Source organism: Streptomyces sp. NPDC037013, assembly GCF_055607265.1.
On sequence record NZ_JBVJRV010000008.1, the window covers coordinates 31,057 to 51,682 of the forward strand.

The window sequence follows — 20,626 nt, forward strand, 5'->3', positions numbered from 1 at the left end:
CCGAAAAGCACACGTCACGGCGTGTAGGAGGCCCCGCCCGACGGGGTCTCCTGCTCGCAGGTGACCGAGTACGCCACGGAGTTCGAGGTCACCGCCACCGGTGCGCGCACCTCGACGCTGATCGCGTTCCCGTACGGCCCGCCGCCCGGCTCGTACGCGGTCTCGGCGTGACCGACCTGCCGCGTCTTCGCGCCGCCCGAGGCGAAGGCGAGCGACTTCCAGCCGGGCTCGCCCGGCTCGCCGGACCTCGTCACCCAGCGGTACTCGACCGTGGCGGGCAGGCGCCCCACCGTGAACGTCGCGGTGAACGACGGGCCCTGACCGGCCGCCGGCGGGCACGCGCCCTCGTACCGCGTGTGGCTGCCGGAGACATACACCCGCACGCTCTGGGCGGGCGCGGGGGTGTGGTTGTTCCCGCCGTTCCCCCCGTTTCCGTTCTCCTTGCCGTTGTCGTCCTTGCCGCTGTCCTTGCCGCCGTCGCCCTCGCTGTCCGAGGAGGCGGTCGACTGGCCGCCGCCACCGTCCGGGTTCTTCGACGCGGTGCCGGCCCCGGCCTGGCCGTCGGCCCCGTTGTCGCTGTAGTGGCCGCCCGAACCGCCGCTGTCGTCGCCGCCGCTGTGGTCGATCAGTGCGTACGTGAGCCCGCCGAGGGCGAGGGCGAGCACGATGAGCCCCACCACCAGGGCGACCACGCCGCGCCGGGAGCGGGCGGGCCGGGACGTGTCGGTGGTGGTCGTGGTCGGCGGCGGGGCGACGGGGAAGGGCGCCGGGGGCGTGGGCCCGTACTCCTGCCGCTCGGTGGTGGCGGTCGGCAGGTAGGGGAGCGCGGTGCCGACGCGCGGGGTGCCGCCCGACGCGACGGTCCGCAGATCGCGCTCGGCGTCGGCGGCGGACATCCGCTCGCCCGGATCCTTGCGCAGCAGCCCCTCGATGACCGGGGCCAGCGGTCCGGCGGCGCGGGCGGGCGGCAGCGGTTCGTCGACCACCGCCCGCAGGGTGCTCAGCGGGGTGTCCTGGCGGAACGGCGAGCTGCCCTCCACCGCCGCGTACAGCAGTACGCCGAGCGACCACAGGTCTGAGGCGGGGCCGGGCCGCTGCCCCAACGCCCGCTCCGGGGCGAGAAACTCGGGCGAGCCGACGACCTCACCGGTCATCGTCAGCGCCGAGCTGCCCTCGACCAGCGCGATGCCGAAGTCGGAGAGGACCACGCGCCCGTCGTTCGAGATCAGTACGTTGCCGGGCTTGACGTCGCGGTGGAGGATCCCCGCGTCGTGGGCGGCGCGCAGGGCGGCGAGGATCTCCGCGCCGATCCCGGCGGCCCGCTGCGGGGAGAGCGCGCCCTCGGCGTCCAGCACGTCGGAGAGGGAGAGGCCGCGCACCAGCTCCATGACGATCCACGGACGGCCGCCCTCCACGGCGACGTCGTAGACGGTGACGACATTGCGGTGGGGGATACGGGCGGCGGCCCAGGCCTCGCGCTCCAGGCGGGCATAGAGCCGGTCGACCTCGACGGCCGGGAGCCCGGCGGGGGCGCGCACCTCCTTGACGGCCACCTCGCGCCCGAGCACCTCGTCGCGCGCCCGCCACACGGTGCCCATGCCGCCCTCGCCCAAGGGGGAGAGGAGGCGGTAGCGCCCCGCGATCACGCGCTCTGGCCGACTCACGGGCGCCCCCATCCGCAGCAGTGCGATGCTCCACAAAAGTAGCTCAGCGGAGCGCTGTTGCAGCCCCCTTCAACACCAATCCACCCGTGCGGGCGCGGCCTTTTGCCCGCGCCCTCAGGACAGCGAGCGGTGGGCGCTCTTCAGGGCCTCCCGGAACCGCGCGACCTCCTCGGGCCGCAGCTCCCGCACCATGCGCTCCTCCAGCAGCCGCGCCGCCTCCGCGTGGTCGGCCAGGTGGCAGCGGCCCGCGTCGGTGAGCAGGATGACCTTCTCGCGGCGGTTGCGCGGGTTGGGCTCGCGGCGGATGAGGCCGCGCCCCTCCAGGGCCCGCACCATGTCGGCCATGGTCTGCGCGGTGACGAAGGAATCCCGCGCCAGCTGCGCGGCGGAGATTCCGTCGTGCCGCTCCAGCACGGTCAGGGCGGTGTACTGCAGCGCGGTGATGCCCGCGGGTCTGAGCAGCTCCTCCAGGCGGGCGCGCACCACGAGTTCGGCGCGCTTGACCAGGTAGAGGAGGGAGGGGCCCGCCGGGTCCGCCCCGGCCCCGTCCGTGGTCGCGGGCTCCGCCCGTTCCGTCATCCCGCGCCTCCGTCAGCCGCCGAGCCCGATGTCCTGGGGCCAAGCGTAAGTCATTGACAGGAATCCTGTTGATGAGGAGCATGGGCGCACGCAAGCCATCAACAGGATTCCTGTCAATTGCGATGTGAGTGGGGCTCAGTCATGGATCTGCACGGAATGGCCGCCGTCGTCACCGGCAGCGGCCGCGGTCTCGGTCTCGCCTACGCCCGGGCCCTCGCCGAAGCCGGCGCCGCCGTGGTCGTCAACGACATCGACGCCGACGCGGTCGGCGCCGCGGTGGACGCCATCACCTCCCGCGGCGGCCGGGCCGTGGGAGTCACCGCCGCGGTGGGCGGCACCGAGACCGCCGAACGGCTGGTCGACACGGCCGTACGGGAGTTCGGCGGCCTGGACGTCCTGGTCACCAACGCCGGGATCCTCCGCGACCGGGTGCTGTGGAAGATGACCGACGACGACTTCGACTCCGTCGTCGACGTCCATCTGCGCGGCACCTTCACCTGCGCCAGGGCGGCGGCGGTCAGGATGCGCGAACAGGGCACCGGCGGACGGCTGATCCTGATCTCCTCGCCCGCAGGACAGCGGGGCAACTTCGGGCAGACCAACTACGCCGCCGCCAAGGCCGGCATCGTCGCCATGGCCCGGACCTGGGCCATGGAACTGGCGCGCGCGGGCATCACCGTCAACGCCGTCGTCCCGGTCGCGGCCACCGAGATGACCAGGACCATCCCCGCCTTCGCGGCGGCCATCGAGGAGTCCGGGCGCACCGGCGCACCCCTGCCGAAGTGGCTGCGCGAGGACGAGGGCCTCGGCACCGTGGAGGACGTGGCGGGGCTGATCACCTTCCTGGCCTCGGACGCCTCGAAGGGCGTCACCGGCCAGGCCATCGGCATCGGCGGCGACCGGCTGGCGCTGTGGGCCCACCCCAAGGAGAAGGCGGTCGCCTTCGCCGACGGCGGCTGGAGCGCCGACGCGATCGGCGCGCAGTGGCACCGCGGCCCGGGGGCCGAACCCGAGACCTACGGGATCCCCGCCCCGCGGACACCGGAGGCGTGACATGGGTGCCCCGGCCATCGACGTCGCCGCGCTCACCGCGATCGACGTCCACACGCACGCCGAGATCTGCAGGACCGGCCACGGAGCGCTCAGCCCCGAACTCTTCGGCGCCTCCGAGAAGTACTTCAAGGCCCACGGCCACCGGCAGCCGACCGTCGACGAGATGGCGGCCCACTACCGGGAACGCCGCATGGCCGCCGTGGTCTTCACCGTCGACGCCGAACACGCCACCGGCCACCCCCGCATCCCCAACGAGGAGATAGCCGAGAGCTGCGCCGCCCACGCCGACGTGCTCCTGCCCTTCGCGAGCGTCGACCCCCATAAGGGGCGGGCGGGCGTCCGCGAGGCCCGCCGCCTGGTGACGGAGCACGGCGTACGCGGCTTCAAGTTCCACCCGAGCCTCCAGGCGTTCTCGCCGGACGACCGGATGGCGTACCCGCTCTACGAGGCCATCGAGGAGCTCGGAGTCCCCACCCTCTTCCACACCGGGCAGACGGGGATCGGCGCCGGGGTGCGCGGGGGCGGCGGCATCCGGCTCGCGTACTCCGACCCGATGCTCGTCGACGGCGTGGCGGTGGACTTCCCCGACCTGCGGATCATCCTCGCCCACCCGTCGTTCCCCTGGCAGGACGAGGCGCTCGCCGTCGCCACGCACAAGCCGCACGTGTACATCGACCTCTCCGGCTGGTCTCCCAAGTACTTCCCGCCGCAATTGGTGCGCTACGCCAACACCCTCCTGAAGGACAAGGTGCTCTTCGGCTCCGACTACCCGGTCATCACCCCCGACCGCTGGCTTGCGGACTTCGCGGAGCTGGAGATCAAACCGGAGGTCCGGCCGAAGATCCTCAAGGAGAACGCCGCCCGCCTGCTCGGCCTGCACGGGAAGTGAGGGCGCCGTGTTGAACCAAGGCATCGGCTCCTGGCCCGCCCGCCGGGCCCGCAGGACCCCGCACCGGACGGCCCTGGTCCACGAGGGCACGCACACCACCTACGCCGAGCTGCACCGCCGGGTCCGGGGGCTCGCCCACGCGCTGCGCCGCCTCGGGGTCGGCCGCGGTGACCGCGTCGCCTATCTGGGCCCCAACCACCCGGCCTTCCTGGAGACCCTGTTCGCGGCCGGAGTGCTCGGCGCGGTCTTCGTGCCGCTCAACACCCGTCTCGCCGCCCCGGAGCTGGCGTACGACGTCTCCGACTCCGGCAGCACCGTCCTCGTGCACGCGGCCGAGCACGCGGCGACGGCCGCCGCGGTCGCCGCGGAGACGGGCGTGCGGCACCGCGTCACGCTGGGCGCGGCCGAGGGGACGGCCCTCGCCTACGACGAGCTGACCCGCCACCACGGCCCGCCGGAACCAGGCGACGCCGAACTGCCGGACGCCGCCGAACCGCTCGACGCGTCAGTCGCCCCGGACGACCCCTGCATGATCATGTACACCTCCGGGACGACCGGCCGCCCCAAGGGAGCCGTCCTCTCCCACGCCAACATCATCTGGAACAGCGTCAACGTCCTCGTCGACACCGAGCTGACCGCCGACGAGGTCACCCTGGTCGTCGCCCCGCTCTTCCACACCGCGGGCCTCAACATGACCTGCCTGCCCACCCTCCTCAAGGGCGGCCGCGTGGTGCTGCTCGGCTCCTTCGACGCCGACCGCGTCCTGGACGCCATCGAGACGCACCGAGTCACGTACCTCTTCGGCGTCCCCACGATGTACGACGCGCTGGCCGCCCGGCCCCGCTGGGCGACCGCGGACCTGTCGAGCCTGCGCACCCTCAACTGCGGCGGGGCACCGGTGCCCGACCGCACCATCGACACCTACCTCGCGCGCGGCCTGACGTTCGGCCAGGGCTACGGCATGACCGAGGCGGCCCCCGGCATCCTCCTCCTGGACCGGGAACAGAGCGCGGCGAAGGCCGGCTCGGTCGGCGTGCCGCACTTCTTCACCGACACGCGCGTGGTCCTGCCGGACGGTACCGCCGCCGCGCCCGGACAGAGCGGCGAGATCCTCGTCAGCGGACCCCACGTCATGACGGGTTACTGGAACCGGCCCGCCGACACGGCGGCCGCGTTCACGGCGGACGGCTGGCTGCGCACCGGTGACGTCGCACGGACCGACGAGGACGGCTACGCGTACATCGTCGACCGGGTGAAGGACATGTTCGTCTCGGGCGGGGAGAACGTCTACCCGGCCGAGGTCGAGAACGCCCTGCTCACCCACCCCGCCGTCCGCGAGTGTGCCGTCGTCGGCGTGCCCGATGGGATCTGGGGGGAGGTCGGCCACGCCGTCGTGGTCACCGCGCCCGGGCCCGCGGGCCGGGTGGACGCCGGGGAGCTCCTCGCCCACCTCCGGGGCCGGCTCGCCAAGTACAAGATCCCCAAGTCCGTCGCCTTCGTGGCGAGCCTGCCGCGCACGGCCTCCGGAAAGGTCCTCAAACCGGCGGTACGCGAAGCACACCTGAACCGGAAGCACACCTGAACGAGCAGGACACCAGAACCAGAAGTACACGCTGAACGAGCAGCACACCCGAGCAAGAAGCGGATCCTGACCCTCCCTCGAAAGGCACGCCCATGCCCACCGCCGCCCACGGCCTCGACGGCATCACCTCCCTCGCCGGCACCGATCTCGGCCGCACCGACTGGCTGGAGATCACGCAGGACCGGATCGACACCTTCGCCGACGCCACCGGCGACCACCAGTGGATCCACACCGACCCGCGGCGGGCCAAGGACGGCCCCTTCGGCGCGCCCATCGCCCACGGCTACCTCACCCTCTCCCTCGTCATCCCCCTCTTCGGACAGCTGCTCGACCTCACCGGCATCTCCATGAGCGTCAACTACGGCCTGGACAAGGTCCGCTTCCCCAGCCCCGTGCCGGTGGGCGCGAAGATCCGCCTGCACGGTGCGGTCGACTCCGTCACGGAGGTCAAGGGCAACGGCGTACAGATGCACCTGGTGTTCACGGTCGAGGTGGAAGGCGGCGACAAACCTGCGTGTGTCGCGCACGCGGTCTACCGTCACTACGCGTGAGCGTCCCGAACTGCCTCACCGGCCCCACCCATGCCGGAACGCCACGTGAGATAGCCCACGTCACAGGGTGTGGGCGGGGCCCGGCGGTGACACGTCCCGTCCCGCTGTCGGGCCCTTTGTCCAACTCGCCCTGGAATCGCTTGGATTCGGAGAGTAATCGTCAACCTCCTTGCGGGGTAGGTGAATCCTGTGACCGGGATACACGTGTGTCATGCCGGGGCGATAGGGTTAACCTGCCCTGGGCCGGGTGCCCTCGTACGGGTGGGGAGTGACATGGAACAGATAACGGTGCGCAGCAGGGCGCGTGTCCCTGCGATCACTTGTGGCAGCAGCGCGAGCAGCTCGCGTCTCGATCGTCATCTCTCGGTGCTGGGCGGCCCCGCCGTCCCGCAGCGCGAGTCGCACGAGGCGACGCTGCTGATGCGTGAGCTGACCTCACGTGACGCCGCGCACGCCCGCAGCAGCAGGGGTGCCCGAGTGAGGCGAGTCTCGCTCTTCGCGCCACTGCGCAGGCTGCGGCGCTCGCTGTTCGGCGGACGCTGACCGCGGGTGGTCCCCGGGACGGAACCGCCGCTCAGGCGGCGGATCTTTCCCACCCACCCCGCTCACCCCGTCGCAGGTCATCGAAACCGATGCCGACACCGTCACGACACCCCGGTAACACTCCTGCCCCACAAGCCTTTTGACACCGCGCCGCCGGACCCGGCCGGCACGTGACCGACCGCTGGGCGCCACGCCCACACTCCCCCGGGAGGTCCACGTCCGGCCCGGCGTTCCGCCCGGTGTGACGCCCCCCGCTCAGATCAGGGCGAACTGCCCGTCAGGACCCTCTTCGCGGTGGTCGAGGACGGACGCCGGCCGTCGCGCGGAGTCGGGGACGGGCAGGACGCCCGACCCGCGCAGCCCCTCCTCGCTGACCCGCCAGGACCCGGCACCCCGCGGGTCGAGCCCCGACACCAACTCCTCCTGCCGAGGGGCCAGTTCCGCCAGCAGGGCGAGCCCCGTGATCAGTTCGAGGAGCTCGGACGTCCACGGCTGCGGCCACACCGCCGGCCCGATCGCCTCCAGCGTCCCCGCCTCGGCCGCCCCGGTCCGCAGCGCGAACCACCGCTCGACCACGCGCACGCCGCTCACCTCGTACTCCCAGGCCTCCCTCGGCACCGGCGAGATGACCCCCTCGTCACCGACCCGCAGGACCTCCTCGTCGGCGTCGTACGCCAGGACGCGGGGGTGCGCGGGCAGCGGCGCGCGGACGTACGGCCTGCGCCCGCCGGGCAGCTTCGGCCGCTCGCCGTCGCCGCGCAGCTGAAGCCAGAGCAGCCGCCGCCCGAGCTCCACGCCGCGCGCCCAGACGTCACCGTCGGCGGTGAGCGGCACGCGGCACCCAGCGGCCGACCCGACCCCCGCCGCGAGCACCCAGGCGAGCAGATCGGGCGCCGTGACCTCCGTGCCGAGCGCGCCCGACAGATGGGCGAGCAGCCCCGGCGCCACATTGGGCTCCAGGCCGCCGGGCCTGCGGAACAGCGGCCTGATCCGGCCCGGCCGCCCCGCCGGCGAGCGGCCGTCCGGCAGCACCCGGCAGGCGAGGACGGCCGGCCCCGGGGCACCAGGCACATGCCCCTGCTCGACGGCGAAGAGCTGGCCCTCGCCCGCCACCCGCCACAGCTCGGGACGGGCGACGTCCAGGAGGCGGTGGTCGGGGATGAGCCACTGCTCGTCGAAGGGGCCGTGCAGCACCCGCACCGGCTCGGGACAGCGACCGGTCTCCCGCGCGAGCCGGCCCGTGCCGCCGTGGTGACCGGGCAGTTGGGCGACCGCGGTGTGTAGCGTGCGGGCGCGCGTGGGACGGAACAGGGCCTCCCGCTCGGGGCCCCCGGCGCGGACCAGGGCGTCCCAACGGGCCTTCAGGGATGCGGCGTCCGGGCCCATCGGCCACCCGCGGCCCGGCCGGAGCGGTGCGACGGACCACGGCATGAGGTCCGCGAGCAGCGGCGCTTCGTCGTGCGTCACGCCCGGCATCGTACGACGTGCCCGCCCGCGCCCGTCACGTCGCGTCGAGCGTGACCGAGAAGGAGAAGCGGTCGCCGCGGTAGTGGATGCGGGCCACGTCCAGGGTCCGGCCGTCCTCGTCGTAGGTGACGCCGGTGTAGTGCAGGATCGGGCTGAGCAGCGGCACTTCGAGGAGCCGGGAGGTCTCCGGGTCGGCGAGCGTGGCCTCGACGGTGTCGGTGATGCGGCTGATGCGGACCCCCACCACGTCGCGCAGGACCTTCGTCATCGGCCAGCGCGCCAGGTCCTCCCGGTCGATGCGGGCGGCCAGTTCGGGGCGGACGTAGTTGCGGGCGTGGTTGGTCGGCTCGCCCGTCTTCTCGTCGCAGCGCAGCCGGTGGTACGTCGCCACCTCGGCCGAGTCGGGGAAGTACTCCGCGAGTTCGGCGGGCGGCGGGGCCGTGCCGTGGTCGAGGAGCCGGGTGGTCATGCCCGACTGCTGGGCCACGATCGCGTCGACCGAGCCCAGCAGCCGGACGGGGGAGCCGCGCTGCGCGCTCGGCTCGATGAAGGTGCCGCGCCGCCGGTGGCGGGTGATGAGCCCCTCGTCCTCCAGCTCCTTGAGCGCCTGCCGCATGGTCAGCACGCTCACACCGTAGTGCCCCGCCAGCTGCTCCTCGGTGGGCAGCCGGAGCGGGGCCTCGGGGGCGCGCCCCAGTATCGAGGCGCGCAACGACTGCGACACCTGGTACCAGAGCGGCAGTTTCCGATTCAGGACGATCGAGTCCGGGGCGAAAGCGGTCACGGTCTCTCCGAATCAGCGTGGTGTCGCGTCAGTCGCGGAAGTGGCGCTCCAGACCCTGCCATACGTCGTCGTAGCCGCGCTGCAGGTGGGACGCGGTCGCCGCCTGCTCCGTCGCCGTCACCGGCCAGCGCGTCTCGAACATGAAGGCGAGGCCGTCGTCGATCTTCTGCGGCTTCAGCTCGGCGGCCGACGCCTTCTCGAAGGTCTCGCGGTCGGGTCCGTGCGCGGACATCATGTTGTGCAGCGAGCCGCCGCCCGGCACGAAGCCCTCCGCCTTCGCGTCGTAGGCGCCCTCGATCAGACCCATGTACTCGCTCATCACGTTCCGGTGGAAGTACGGCGGCCTGAACGTGTCCTCGCCCACCAGCCAGCGCGGCGCGAAGACGACGAAGTCCACACCCGCGAGGCCCGGGGTGTCGGACGGCGAGGTGAGCACGGTGAAGATCGACGGGTCCGGGTGGTCGTAGCTGATCGAGCCGATCACGTTGAAGCGGTGCAGGTCGTAGACGTACGGGACGTGGTTGCCGTGCCAGGCGACCACGTCGAGCGGCGAGTGGTCGTACGTCGCGCGCCAGAGGTTGCCGCAGAACTTGTTCACCACCTCCACCGGGCCCTCGACGTCCTCGTACGCGGCGACCGGCGCCCTGAAGTCCCGGGCGTTGGCGAGGCCGTTGGCGCCGATGGGTCCGAGGTCGGGGAGCCGGAACGGCGCGCCGTAGTTCTCGCAGACGTACCCCCGGGCACTCGCGTCGAGCAGCTCGACGCGGAAGCGGACGCCGCGCGGGATCAGCGCGACCTCACCGGGCTCGGCGCGCAGCAGCCCGAACTCGGTGCGCAGGAGCAGCCCGCCGTGCTCGGGCACGATCAGCAGCTCGCCGTCGGCGTCGCTGAACACCCTTTCCGTCATGGAGGAGTTGGCGTGGTAGAGGTGAATGCCCATGCCGGTGCGCTGCGTCGCGTCGCCGTTGCCGCCGAGCGTCCACAGGCCCGCCAGGAAGTCCGTGCCGGGCGCGGGCTCCGGGAGAGGGTTCCAGCGCAGCCGGTTCGGGTCGGGCACCGACTCGGTGAAGGGGGCGGTGCGGAGCGCGCCGTTGTCCACGCGCGTGAACCGCGGGTGCGCGGCCGAGGGGCGGATGCGGTACAGCCACGAGCGCCGGTTGTGCGCGCGGGGCTCGGTGAAGGCCGCGCCGCTCAGCTGCTCGGCGTAGAGCCCCAGGGGCGCGCGCTGGGGGGAATTGCGGCCGTGCGGCAGGGCGCCGGGCACCGCCTCGGAGCTGTGTTCGTTGCCGAAGCCGGAGAGGTAGGTCAGGCCCTCGGCCGTCTTCCGTGCGTCGTGCGCCCCCGTACGGTCCGCGCCCGTGGGCTCCGCCTGGTCTGCGTGGTCCCCGATCATCACCGCTCCCTCGTCAATGATTCCTATGGGACACCGTAGGATTCAGGTTTTCCTTCCGCAAGGGGGAGCCAGGAATGTGAGCGGTGCTCTACTCTCCCGGAATGCGCCACCCGAACCCGCCCGAAGAACCGCGCCCACCGGCCTCCATGCGCCGTCTCCCCGTGCAGGAGCGCAGCGCCGAGCGGCTGACCCGGATCCTCGACGCCTGCGCCGCCGTCCTGGACGAGGTCGGCTACGAAGGCCTCACGACCCGGGCGGTGGCCCAGCGCGCGGGCGTCCCGATCGGCTCGGTCTACCGCTTCTTCGGCAACAAACGGGCCCTCGTCGACGCCCTCGCCCACCGCAACCTCGACGCGTACGCCCAGCGCGTCGCCGAGCGCGTCACCGGCGTCGAACACGGCGACTGGCGCGGCGCCGTCGACGCCGCCTTCGACGAGTACCTGACGATGATGCGCACGGTGCCCGGCTTCGGCCTCGTCGACTTCGGCGTCCCCTCCGCGCCCGAGGCGATGCCCGACGCCAACCTCCAGGTCGCCGAACGGGTCGCCGCCCTGCTCGCGGGCCACCTGGACCACCCCCTCGACGCCACGCTGCGCCGCACGATGCTGGTCGGCGTCGAAGCGGTCGACGCGGTCCTCCAGCTGGCGTTCCGCGCCGGCCCGTCCGGCGACGCGGAGCTGGTGGAGGAGGCCCGGGTGCTGCTCCACGCCTATCTGGCGCGGCGGCTCGACCGGCCGGGCTGAGGCGGGCGCCCCTGCGGAAGGCCCCCGTTGACCAGGAGTTTTGCGCTTATTGCTCGCGCGTCAACATCTTGTTAACGCCGGAGAGCGGGTCCTAACGTCATCCGGACCGCCAGACCTGGTGGGAGTTCGATGGTGAACGTTAGGTAGCCCCCATGCTGACAATCCTCGGATTCGTCATGATCGCCACCTTCCTGGTGCTGATCATGATGAAGAAGATGTCGCCGATCGCGGCGCTGGTGCTGATCCCCGCGCTCTTCTGCGTGTTCGTAGGAAAGGGAGCCCATCTCGGGGAGTACGTCCTCGACGGCGTCGGCAATCTCGCGCCCACGGCGGCCATGCTCATGTTCGCCATCGTGTACTTCGGCGTCATGATCGACGTCGGCCTCTTCGACCCGATCGTCCGCGGCATCCTGCGCTTCTGCAAGGCGGACCCGGTGCGCATCGTGGTCGGCACCGCGGTCCTCGCCGCGATCGTCTCGCTCGACGGCGACGGCTCGACCACCTTCATGATCACGGTCTCGGCGATGTACCCGCTGTACAAGCGCCTCAAGATGAGCCTCGTCGTGATGACCGGCGTCGCCGCCACCGCCAACGGCGTCATGAACACGCTGCCCTGGGGCGGCCCGACCGCCCGCGCCGCGACCGCCCTGAAGGTCGACGCGGCCGACATCTTCGTCCCCATGATCCCGGCGCTCGCCGTGGGCCTGGTCGCCGTCTTCCTCCTCTCGTACGCCCTCGGTCTGCGCGAGCGCAAGCGGCTCGGCGTGCTCTCCCTCGACGAGGTCCTGGAGAAGGAGACGGCGGGCGAGAGCGTCCTCGTGGGCACCGGCGGCGGCGACGGCCGCACCCCGCTCGGCAAGCGGACCGCCGGCGGACCGGGAGCCGACGCGGCTGGCGCCGACGCCGAAGATGCCGCAGACGCCGACGACGACGGCTTCCAGGCGCTCGACCCGCACCGCCCGACGCTGCGCCCCAAGCTCTACTGGTTCAACGCGGCCCTCACCGTCCTGCTGCTCACCGCCATGATCATGGAGTGGCTGCCGATCCCGGTCCTCTTCCTGCTCGGCGCCGCGCTCGCCCTCACCGTCAACTTCCCGCAGATGCCCGACCAGAAGGCCCGCATCGCCGCCCACGCGGAGAACGTCCTCAACGTCACCGGCATGGTCTTCGCCGCCGCCGTCTTCACCGGCGTCCTCACCGGCACCGGCATGGTCGACCACATGGCCGACTGGCTCGTCGACGCCATCCCCGACGGCATGGGCCCGCACATGGGGCTGGTGACGGGACTTCTCTCCATCCCGCTCACCTACTTCATGTCCAACGACGGCTTCTACTTCGGCGTCCTGCCGGTCCTCGCCGAGGCGGGCCAGGCGCACGGCGTCTCCACCCTGGAGATCGCCCGCGCCTCCATCGCCGGACAGGCCCTGCACATGTCGAGCCCGCTGGTGCCCGCCGTATACGTCCTCGTCGGCATGGCCAAGGTCGAGTTCGGCGACCACACCAGGTTCACCGTCAAATGGGCCGTGCTCACCTCCCTCGTGGTGCTCGGCGCCGGAATCCTCTTCGGCATCATCTGATGCCGACCGCGTCACCCGGGCCCGGTACCAGGGGCTGGCTGCTGCGCCTCGTCATCGCCTTCGGCTTCGCGCAGGGGGAGGTGTCGATGGCGCGGCCCGCCGTCTCCTACCGGGCCCTCGCGCTGGGCGCCGACGAACGCGCCATCGGCGTCATCGCCGGCGTCTACGCCCTGCTGCCCCTCTTCGCCGCCGTACCCCTCGGACGCCGGACGGACCACGGCCGGTGCGCGCCCCTGCTGCCCCTCGGCGTCGTCCTGATCGCCGGCGGCTGCGCCCTGAGCGGCACGGCGGGCTCGCTCGGCGCGATGGCCGCCTGGAGCGGGGTGATGGGGCTCGGCCACCTCTGCTTCGTGATCGGCGCCCAGTCGATCGTCGCCCGGCAGTCCGCCCCCGCCGAACAGGACCGCAACTTCGGGCACTTCACCATCGGCGCCTCCCTGGGGCAGCTGATCGGACCGATCGCGGCGGGTGCCCTGATCGGCGCGGACACCGGCCGCACCAGCACGGTCGCCCTCCTCGTCGCCGCGGCCGTCGCGGCCGTCTCGCTCACCTCGCTGTGGCGCATCGAGCAGGTGCGGCCCACGCCCGCGCCGGGCCGGGCCGAACGCGTGCCGGTCCTCGGCATCCTGCGCACCCGGGGCGTGCCCGCCGGCATCTTCATCAGCCTCGCCGTGCTCTCCGCGACGGACATCCTCACCGCCTACCTGCCGGTGGTCGGCGAGCACCGGGACATCACCCCGGCCACGGTCGGCCTGCTGCTCTCGCTGCGCGCCGCGGCCACGATCGCCTGCCGTCTGGTGATGACGCCGATGATCCGGTGGCTCGGCAGGACCGTCCTGCTCACCGGCACCTGCCTGCTCGGCGGAGTGCTCTGCGCGGGCATGGCGCTCCCCGTCCCGGTGTGGGGACTTGCCCTGATGCTCGCCGCGCTGGGCTTCTGCCTCGGGGTGGGACAGCCGCTCTCCATGACGACCGTCGTCCAGGCGGCGCCGGACGGCGCCCGCTCGACGGCACTGGCACTGCGGCTCACCGGCAACCGCCTCGGCCAGGTCGCGGCCCCCGCCTCCGCGGGGCTCGTCGCGGGGGTGGCGGGGGCGGCCGCGCCGTTCGTGATGCTGGGCGGCCTGCTGCTGGCGGCGGCGGGCCTCGGCATGCGCCCGCTGCCCGGACCCACGGGGCACGACCCGGGCCCGGGAAGGGGCCGGACCGCCCGGCCCACCGACCGGGACGGACGAGTCACCGAGAGGTCCTGAAGGGCGGCCTTCCTGCGGGGACGGTCACGGGGGTCGGACGGGGGCCCGGGCGCGGCACCGAGCGGTCCTGAAGGGCGGCGGCCCTGCGGGGGCGGTCACGAGGACCGGGCGCGGCACCGAGCGGTCCTGAAGGGCGGCCGCCCTGCGGGGGCGGTTACGGGGTCCGGACGCGGCACCGAGCGGTCCTGAACGCGGCCGCCCTGCGGGGACGGTCACGAGGACCGGGCGCGGGGCCCGGACGCGGACCCGCGCCCGGAACGGCGGGCGCCCCGCGGGGCGGTCACGGAGCCTGGACGCGGGGCCCGGACGCGGACCCGCGCGCTGAAGGCGTCGAGGACGCTGTGGGCGCGTACGTGCACGGCGTACTCATCCCGGCGGCATCCGTGGCACTGCCCCGCCCGCTCCCCACCCCCCTCGGCGCGCGTACGAATCCGGTCACCTCACCGCGACGCCGCCCGCAGCGCCCTGGCACCCGCCGTGCAGCCGTCCCTCAGTTCGTCCAGTTGGGCGGACATCAGCTCTTTCTCCGCCGAGCCCCGGCGGCCGCCGTCCAGTTGGCTGCACGCGCCCTCCAGCCACTCCGGTGCGGGCTCGACCCCGATGAACGCGGCGAGGCGGGAGAGTTCCAGCCGGGGAGCCTCGATGAGGTCCTCGTAGGCGAGCGAGGTGCCCTGTCCGGCGGACAGGCCGTCGAGGAAGCGGGTGCCCTGGACGACCAGTTCGGACCAGAGGTCCGCGAAGCGCCGCAGGGGGAAGTCCCGGTCCAGCACGAGGCCCGCGTCGAACCGCTCGTCGAGCAGGGGCGCGAGCTCCGCCGGCAGGGCGCGGACCTGTTCGGACGTCAGGTCGGCGACGTCCTCGACCCCCGTCCGTTCCCTGATCTCACGCATCAGGGTGATCACGCGGTACCCGGGATGCCGGCTCATGGACAGGGCGCAGTCCGGCCCGTCGCGGAAGAGGTGCACGAACCTCGCGTACGGGAAGGCGGCGCGCAGGCGTGGCGCCCAGCCCGTCGAGTACCCCGAGCGCTCCACCACGGCGGTGCGGCCGAACCGTGCGCAGAGCCACTCGAAGAGCGCTTCGTGGTGTGCGGCGGCGGTGGTCTCGGGCCGGCCGGAGACAACCGCGCCGATCTCGTCGAGCAGGCCGTCGGGGTCGTCGGTGAGGTGGGGGAGGACCATGAGGGAGAGGGCGGGGATGCCGGTCTCCGCGGTGTGGCGCCCGGGGCGGCGGGTGTAGAGGAACTCCGGCATCAGCACGCCGCTGCGGATCATGCTCGCGAAGTACGGGGTGGGCCGGTGGAGGGCCTCCCAGAACCGGTCGCCCGGGACCGGTCCTTCGGGGAAGGCCGCGTCGCCGACGGACGCCATGTACTCGTTGAGACTGAGGATGTCGGGGTGGGTGTTGAGGATGCGGGACAGCGCGGTGGAGCCGCTGCGGCCGGTGCCGATGACGAAGGTCAGGCTGCGCAAGGTCACTCTCCGAGGGCGCGTCGCGGGTGTTCCTGCCTCTGTGCACCCCAGCACAGGCGGGCGGGGCGCACCAGAGGGCGGGGGAGTGCCCGGGAGGCTCCCCGCGCGGTGTTTCAGCCGGGGTCCACGTCGGCGTGCAGCAGGTGGTGGTCGGAGTACGGGGTGGGGTGCACGCCGTGGCGGCGCGGGACGAGTCCGCGCAGGAAGACGTAGTCGAACTTGCTCTGCCAGTCGGTGGTCGGCTCACAGGTGCCCGTGCCGGCGCCCGTGGCCGTGCCCGTACGGGTCCCCGCGGGCCGGCAGGCCTGTGCGGCGTCCGCCGCCAGGGCCCACATCCGGGCGAGTTCGGGGGTGTCCGGCACGGCGTTGAAGTCGCCGAGGACGATCGCGCGGTCGTGCCGGGCGACGGCCCGGGCGAGCACGCGGGTCTGGTCCGCCCGGACCGCCTCCTGACGGCGCTGGGCGAGGTGGGTGTCGAAGACCCGTACGCGCCGGCCGCCCACGGTGGTGGTGACCGCCAGGTAGCCGCGGTCCTCGGAACCGCCGTCGGGGTACTCGACGTTCACGCGGTCCGTCATCGGCGCCGCCGAGAGGATCGCCTGACCGAAGCCGCCCGGCCGCCAGGGCCAGCCCCCGCACCGGCTCCGCTTGCGCAGGACCGTGCCGTACTCGACGTGGTAGGTCAGCCCGTAGAGGCGGTCCAGGTACTCCCGGATCTGCTCGACGTCCCGTACGCACGCTTCCTGCAGGCCGATGACCTGGGGCGCGTATGTGGCGATCTCCGCCGCGCGGCCGATGTTGTTCCCGCCGCAGGGGTTGCAGATGTTCCAGGTCATCACCCGGTCGGGCACGACGTCCTCGGCGGCCTCCCGGGGCAGGTACCGGGCGAGGACGACACCGTCCGGCGCGCTCGGGCCGAGGAGCACCAGACAGAGCAGGGTCATGGCGCCCGTGAGCCATCGTGTGCCCCTACCGAGCACCCTCGCCTCCTCGATCGCGCTCCACCCCGGCGTCCGACGTCCGCATGCACGAGGTTATGGGACGGGGCGGCGCGGGCGGCAGCCGGATGCCCCTGGTGCCAGAAAACTATCAGCGCTAGTTTGTAGCGCGGACGACAATCTGGAGGAGTGCGATGAAGGCCCACGACGGGATGTACATCGACGGTGCCTGGCGACCGGCCGCGGGCACCGACACCATCACGGTCCTGAACCCGGCCGACGAAGAGCCCGTCGGCGAGGTCCCCGCGGGCACCGCCGAGGACATCGACGCCGCGGTCCGCGCCGCCCGCGCCGCCCTGCCCGGCTGGGCCGCGACCCCGCCCGCCGAGCGCGCCGCCCTGATCGGCGCCCTCCGCGACCGCCTCGTCGCCCGCAAGGACGAGATCGCCGGGACCGTCACCGCCGAACTGGGCGCCCCGCTGCCGTTCTCGCAGGCCGTGCACGCCGGGGTGCCGATCCTGGTCGCCGGCTCGTACGCCGAACTCGCCGCGACCCACCCCTTCGAGGAGCGGGTCGGCAACTCCACCGTCTACCTGGAGCCGGTCGGCGTCGTCGGCGCGATCACGCCCTGGAACTACCCCCTCCACCAGATCGTCAACAAGGTCGCGCCCGCCCTCGCCGCGGGGTGCACGGTCGTCCTCAAGCCCGCCGAGGACACCCCGATCACCGCCCAGCTCTTCGCCGAGGCGGTGCACGAGGCGGGCGTCCCCGCCGGTGTGTTCAACCTGGTCACCGGCCTCGGCCCGGTCGCGGGCCAGGCCCTCGCCGGGCACGAGGGCGTCGACCTCGTCTCGTTCACCGGCTCCACCGCCGTCGGCAGGCAGATCGGCGCCACCGCGGGCGCGGCCGTCAAACGCGTCGCCCTGGAACTCGGCGGCAAGTCCGCCAACGTCATCCTGCCCTCCGCCGACCTCGCCAAGGCCGTCAACGTCGGCGTCGCCAACGTCATGTCCAACTCCGGCCAGACGTGCAGCGCCTGGACCCGCATGCTGGTCCACACCGACCGCTACGACGAGGCCGTGGAGCTCGCCGCGGCCGCCGCCGCCAAGTACGGCCCGCGCATCGGCCCCGTCGTCAACGCCAAGCAGCAGGCGCGCGTGCGCGGCTACATCGAGAAGGGCGTCGAGGAGGGCGCCCGGATCGTGGCGGGCGGCCCCGAAGCCCCCGAGGACAAGGGCTACTTCGTCCGGCCGACCGTCTTCGCCGACGTCACCCCCGACATGACCATCGCCCAGGAGGAGATCTTCGGCCCGGTGGTCTCGGTCATCCGCTACGAGGACGAGGACGACGCCCTGCGCATCGCCAACGGCACCGTGTACGGGCTCGCCGGCGCGGTGTGGGCGGCCGACGAGGCCGAGGCGGTGGCCTTCGCCCGCCGCATGGAGACCGGACAGGTCGACATCAACGGCGGCAGCTTCAACCCCCTCGCTCCCTTCGGCGGTTACAAGCAGTCGGGCGTCGGCCGCGAGCTGGGCGTACACGGTCTGAGCGAGTACCTCCAGACCAAGTCGCTGCAGTTCTGACCCGCCCGGCCGCCCCGAACCCGCCAACCTTCCCAAGGAGTACGTGAACGTGGTCCGCGCCGCCATCCTCCCCGCCGTCGGCTCCCCGCTGGAGATAGCCGAGATCGACCTGCCGGAGCCTGGCCCCGGCCAGGTCCGGGTGCGCCTCGCCGCCGCCGGGGTCTGTCACTCCGACCTGTCGCTGTCCAACGGCACGATGCGGGTGCCGGTGCCCGCCGTCCTCGGCCACGAGGGCGCCGGCACGGTCCTCTCCGTCGGCGAGGGCGTCACGCACGTCGCCGCCGGTGACGCCGTCGTCCTGAACTGGGCGCCCTCCTGCGGCAGTTGCCACGCCTGCTCGATCGGCGAGGTCTGGCTCTGCGACAGTGCGCTCGTGGGCGCCGCGGACGTCTACGCGAGGCGCGCGGACGGCAGCGACCTCCACCCCGGCCTGAACGTCGCCGCGTTCGCCGAGGAGACGGTGGTCGCCGCCAACTGCGTCCTGCCCGTACCCGACGGCGTCCCGCTCACCGACGCGGCCCTGCTCGGCTGCGCCGTCCTGACCGGGTACGGCGCCGTGCACCACTCGGCCCGGGTCCGCGAGGGCGAGAGCGTCGCGGTCTTCGGCGCCGGCGGGGTGGGTCTCGCGACACTGCAGGCGGCGCGGATCGCGGGCGCCGGGCGGATCGTCGCGGTCGACGTCTCCCCCGAGAAGGAGGAGCTGGCCCGCTCGGCCGGAGCCACCGACTACGTGGTGGCCTCGGAGAAGACGGCCAAGGCCATCCGCGGTCTCACCGGCGGCCGGGGCGTCGACGTGGCAGTGGAGTGCGTGGGCCGCGCGGTGACGATCCGCACGGCGTGGGAGTCGACGCGGCGGGGCGGGCGCACCACGGTGGTCGGCATCGGCGGCAAGGACCAGCAGGTGACCTTCAACGCCCTGGAGCTCTTCCACTGGGGCAGGACGCTCTCCGGCTGCGTGTACGGCAACTGCGACCCCGCGGTGGACCTCCCCGTCCTGGCCGGACACGTCCGCGCCGGCCGGCTCGACCTGGGCGCCCTGGTGACCGACCGGATCGGCCTCGACGACATCCCGGCAGCCTTCGACAACATGATCGCGGGCAAGGGGGGCCGGGCGCTCGTGGTGTTCTGAGCCCAGTGGTGGAACTCCCGCAGGAGGAGCTGTTCCGTGCCGCGCGTCCGGGGCTCGGCTCGCGCGTCGCGTTGAACACCGGCGCCGACGGACCCAACCGGAGCGCGAGGGACTCCAGTTCGCGGCGGAACCCGGCGTCGGCGGCGGCCAGCTCACGCAGCGCCCCGCCCAGCCGGCGCACCGCATCGGGGTCGGCCGCGTCCCGACCGTCGAGCACCGCCACCACGGCGGGGTCCCGCGAGAACCGCTCGCGGAGCCGTTCCCAGAGAGCGGTGGCGGCATGGGTCCCCAACTGCCCCCCCCGGCTCCGCCGAGCACGGCGGCGGCCAGGGCGCCGAAGGCGATGCTCATGGCGCCACGGCATCGCCCCGCTCCGGCCGCCGCTCGCCCGAACCGGCAAGCAGGGCAAAGGAGTTGGCGCCCGCCAGGAACACGAGCGTGGTCAGCACGAAGGGCCACGTGAAGGCGTGGCCGCCGGCCGGTGCGGAGAACGCCGCCACCGCAGGACCGAGCGCCGTCGCCACGGCGGCGCCCATCAGCGCGTACGCGAGGGTCGCCGCCCGCGCGGGCAGGAAGACGCCGCACAGGGCGAGGGCGACGAGGGCGGCGTTGTACCCCGAGGTGCCGTCCGCGATCTGCGCGGCGGGCGCCCCCAGCGCCCACGCCGTGGCGCCGCCGACGACGCTGCCGAGGGACGCCACCGCCGCCGTGCGCACGCCCGCGACCAGCAGACCGGCGAGGATCAGGGCCCCGACGTACCACTGCGGCATGAAGAAGATCTGGCCGAAGCCCGCGAAGAACCCGTGGACCAGATCGGCGGGGCGGAGCGCCGTGGCGCCGGTCGCGGGGTGGCTCGGCGTGGCCGGGGCGTCGCCGTGGTGCCAGATCCGCCGGAATCCCGGCGCCCCGATCGTGGCCGCGGAGGCGACCAGGCAGAACGGCAGGGTGAGCGAGGGCAGGCCCCAGGTGCCGAGGAACCGGACCACGGCCGCGGTGACGACGGTGACGACCGCGGAGCAGGCCACCGCGACCAGCACCGTGGAGGCGTGCCCCGGCCCGAGGAAGACGGCGCAACCGAGCGCCGTCAGGCAGGCGTTGAAGCCTTCGAGGCCGGTCGAGACGCGGTCGCGGTCGGCGCCGAGGAGGCGGGCCGTGGCCGTGCCGACCGCGGTGCCCGCAAGCCCGTAGAGCCCGTACCGCCACCCCGCGGCGAAGAGCGCCAGGCAGAAGAGGGCGCCGGTGGCCGCGTTCGGCAGGAAGGTGACCTGCCCGTGGCCGCGCAGCACTTGCGCGGCGAAGGCGCGGGCGCGGGGCGGCGCGACCGCCCGGCCTCCGTCGCCGGCCGGGCCACCGGCGTCCACCGCATCCGTCGCATGCCCCACGGCCACTCCCGGGTCAGGTCCCTGTTCCGTCCGGCAGAACGGGT

Annotated in this window: 18 protein-coding genes; 10 read left to right on the forward strand and 8 right to left on the reverse strand. The window is 73.2% G+C overall.

Going from position 1 to position 20,626, the window contains the following annotated elements; translation table 11 throughout:
• Positions 1–14 precede the first annotated feature (14 nt).
• Positions 15–1,676, reverse strand: coding sequence for a serine/threonine-protein kinase (locus ACZ7DY_RS28530; RefSeq protein WP_471140873.1), 1,662 nt, complete (start codon positions 1,674–1,676; stop codon positions 15–17).
• Positions 1,677–1,778: 102 nt separating this feature from the next.
• Complete coding sequence (locus ACZ7DY_RS28535; RefSeq protein WP_471140038.1) at positions 1,779–2,243, reverse strand: MarR family winged helix-turn-helix transcriptional regulator; 465 nt, start codon at positions 2,241–2,243, stop codon at positions 1,779–1,781.
• 141 nt (positions 2,244–2,384) lie between these two features.
• Between ACZ7DY_RS28535 and ACZ7DY_RS28540 the strand changes: the two genes are divergently transcribed.
• The 5 genes from ACZ7DY_RS28540 to ACZ7DY_RS28560 all read left to right on the forward strand — a co-directional run bounded on the left by ACZ7DY_RS28540 (position 2,385) and on the right by ACZ7DY_RS28560 (position 6,861).
• A complete protein-coding gene (locus tag ACZ7DY_RS28540) occupies positions 2,385–3,296 on the forward strand; it encodes an SDR family oxidoreductase (protein ID WP_471140040.1) in 912 nt (303 codons plus the stop codon).
• Between the two features lie 16 nt (positions 3,297–3,312).
• Entirely contained in the window at positions 3,313–4,185 is an 873-nt protein-coding gene (locus ACZ7DY_RS28545) for an amidohydrolase family protein (protein ID WP_471140874.1), read from the forward strand.
• 7 nt (positions 4,186–4,192) lie between these two features.
• Positions 4,193–5,767: an acyl-CoA synthetase gene (locus ACZ7DY_RS28550; protein WP_471140042.1), complete on the forward strand. Its 1,575-nt coding sequence runs from the start codon at positions 4,193–4,195 to the stop codon at positions 5,765–5,767.
• Between the two features lie 92 nt (positions 5,768–5,859).
• Positions 5,860–6,318, forward strand: a complete 459-nt coding sequence (locus tag ACZ7DY_RS28555; RefSeq protein WP_471140044.1) for a MaoC family dehydratase — start codon at positions 5,860–5,862, stop codon at positions 6,316–6,318.
• A gap of 273 nt (positions 6,319–6,591) precedes the next feature.
• The gene (locus ACZ7DY_RS28560; RefSeq protein WP_361168343.1) at positions 6,592–6,861 is read left to right on the forward strand and encodes a hypothetical protein; all 270 of its coding nucleotides are present in this window, start codon (positions 6,592–6,594) and stop codon (positions 6,859–6,861) included.
• Positions 6,862–7,116: 255 nt separating this feature from the next.
• On the opposite strand, the gene ACZ7DY_RS28565 is transcribed toward ACZ7DY_RS28560, so the two are convergent.
• The 3 genes from ACZ7DY_RS28565 to hmgA are packed head-to-tail and all read right to left on the reverse strand — an operon-like array spanning position 7,117 to position 10,505.
• The gene (locus ACZ7DY_RS28565; protein ID WP_471140047.1) at positions 7,117–8,337 is read right to left on the reverse strand and encodes a type ISP restriction/modification enzyme; all 1,221 of its coding nucleotides are present in this window, start codon (positions 8,335–8,337) and stop codon (positions 7,117–7,119) included.
• A gap of 25 nt (positions 8,338–8,362) precedes the next feature.
• Positions 8,363–9,112, reverse strand: coding sequence for a GntR family transcriptional regulator (locus ACZ7DY_RS28570; RefSeq protein ID WP_471140049.1), 750 nt, complete (start codon positions 9,110–9,112; stop codon positions 8,363–8,365).
• Positions 9,113–9,140: 28 nt separating this feature from the next.
• Complete coding sequence (gene hmgA / locus ACZ7DY_RS28575; protein ID WP_471140052.1) at positions 9,141–10,505, reverse strand: homogentisate 1,2-dioxygenase; 1,365 nt, start codon at positions 10,503–10,505, stop codon at positions 9,141–9,143.
• A 101-nt stretch (positions 10,506–10,606) separates the two neighbouring features.
• Here hmgA and ACZ7DY_RS28580 point away from each other — a divergent pair, with 101 nt between their 5' ends.
• From ACZ7DY_RS28580 to ACZ7DY_RS28590, 3 genes are all read left to right on the forward strand, one after another.
• Positions 10,607–11,248 carry a TetR/AcrR family transcriptional regulator gene (locus tag ACZ7DY_RS28580; RefSeq protein WP_471140054.1) on the forward strand — a complete coding sequence of 214 codons (642 nt, stop codon included), beginning with the start codon at positions 10,607–10,609 and terminating at the stop codon, positions 11,246–11,248.
• Positions 11,249–11,400: 152 nt separating this feature from the next.
• Positions 11,401–12,825, forward strand: a complete 1,425-nt coding sequence (locus ACZ7DY_RS28585; protein ID WP_471140056.1) for a CitMHS family transporter — start codon at positions 11,401–11,403, stop codon at positions 12,823–12,825.
• A complete protein-coding gene (locus tag ACZ7DY_RS28590) occupies positions 12,825–14,078 on the forward strand; it encodes an MFS transporter (protein ID WP_471140058.1) in 1,254 nt (417 codons plus the stop codon). Before ACZ7DY_RS28585 ends, ACZ7DY_RS28590 begins: the two co-directional genes overlap by 1 nt.
• Positions 14,079–14,518: 440 nt before the next feature.
• Here ACZ7DY_RS28590 and ACZ7DY_RS28595 read toward each other — a convergent pair whose 3' ends face one another.
• Positions 14,519–15,556, reverse strand: coding sequence for a sulfotransferase (locus ACZ7DY_RS28595; protein ID WP_471140061.1), 1,038 nt, complete (start codon positions 15,554–15,556; stop codon positions 14,519–14,521).
• Positions 15,557–15,663: 107 nt separating this feature from the next.
• On the reverse strand, positions 15,664–16,494 hold the full coding sequence (locus ACZ7DY_RS28600) for an endonuclease/exonuclease/phosphatase family protein (protein ID WP_471140876.1): 831 nt from the start codon (positions 16,492–16,494) through the stop codon (positions 15,664–15,666).
• A gap of 188 nt (positions 16,495–16,682) precedes the next feature.
• Between ACZ7DY_RS28600 and ACZ7DY_RS28605 the strand changes: the two genes are divergently transcribed.
• Both ACZ7DY_RS28605 and ACZ7DY_RS28610 read left to right on the forward strand, forming a co-directional pair.
• Complete coding sequence (locus ACZ7DY_RS28605; RefSeq protein ID WP_471140063.1) at positions 16,683–18,071, forward strand: aldehyde dehydrogenase family protein; 1,389 nt, start codon at positions 16,683–16,685, stop codon at positions 18,069–18,071.
• A 49-nt stretch (positions 18,072–18,120) separates the two neighbouring features.
• Complete coding sequence (locus ACZ7DY_RS28610) at positions 18,121–19,200, forward strand: Zn-dependent alcohol dehydrogenase (protein ID WP_471140879.1); 1,080 nt, start codon at positions 18,121–18,123, stop codon at positions 19,198–19,200.
• A 347-nt stretch (positions 19,201–19,547) separates the two neighbouring features.
• On the opposite strand, the gene ACZ7DY_RS28615 is transcribed toward ACZ7DY_RS28610, so the two are convergent.
• Positions 19,548–20,582 (reverse strand): urea transporter, encoded by a 1,035-nt coding sequence (locus ACZ7DY_RS28615; RefSeq protein WP_471140066.1) that lies wholly within the window; start codon positions 20,580–20,582, stop codon positions 19,548–19,550.
• Positions 20,583–20,626 lie beyond the last annotated feature (44 nt).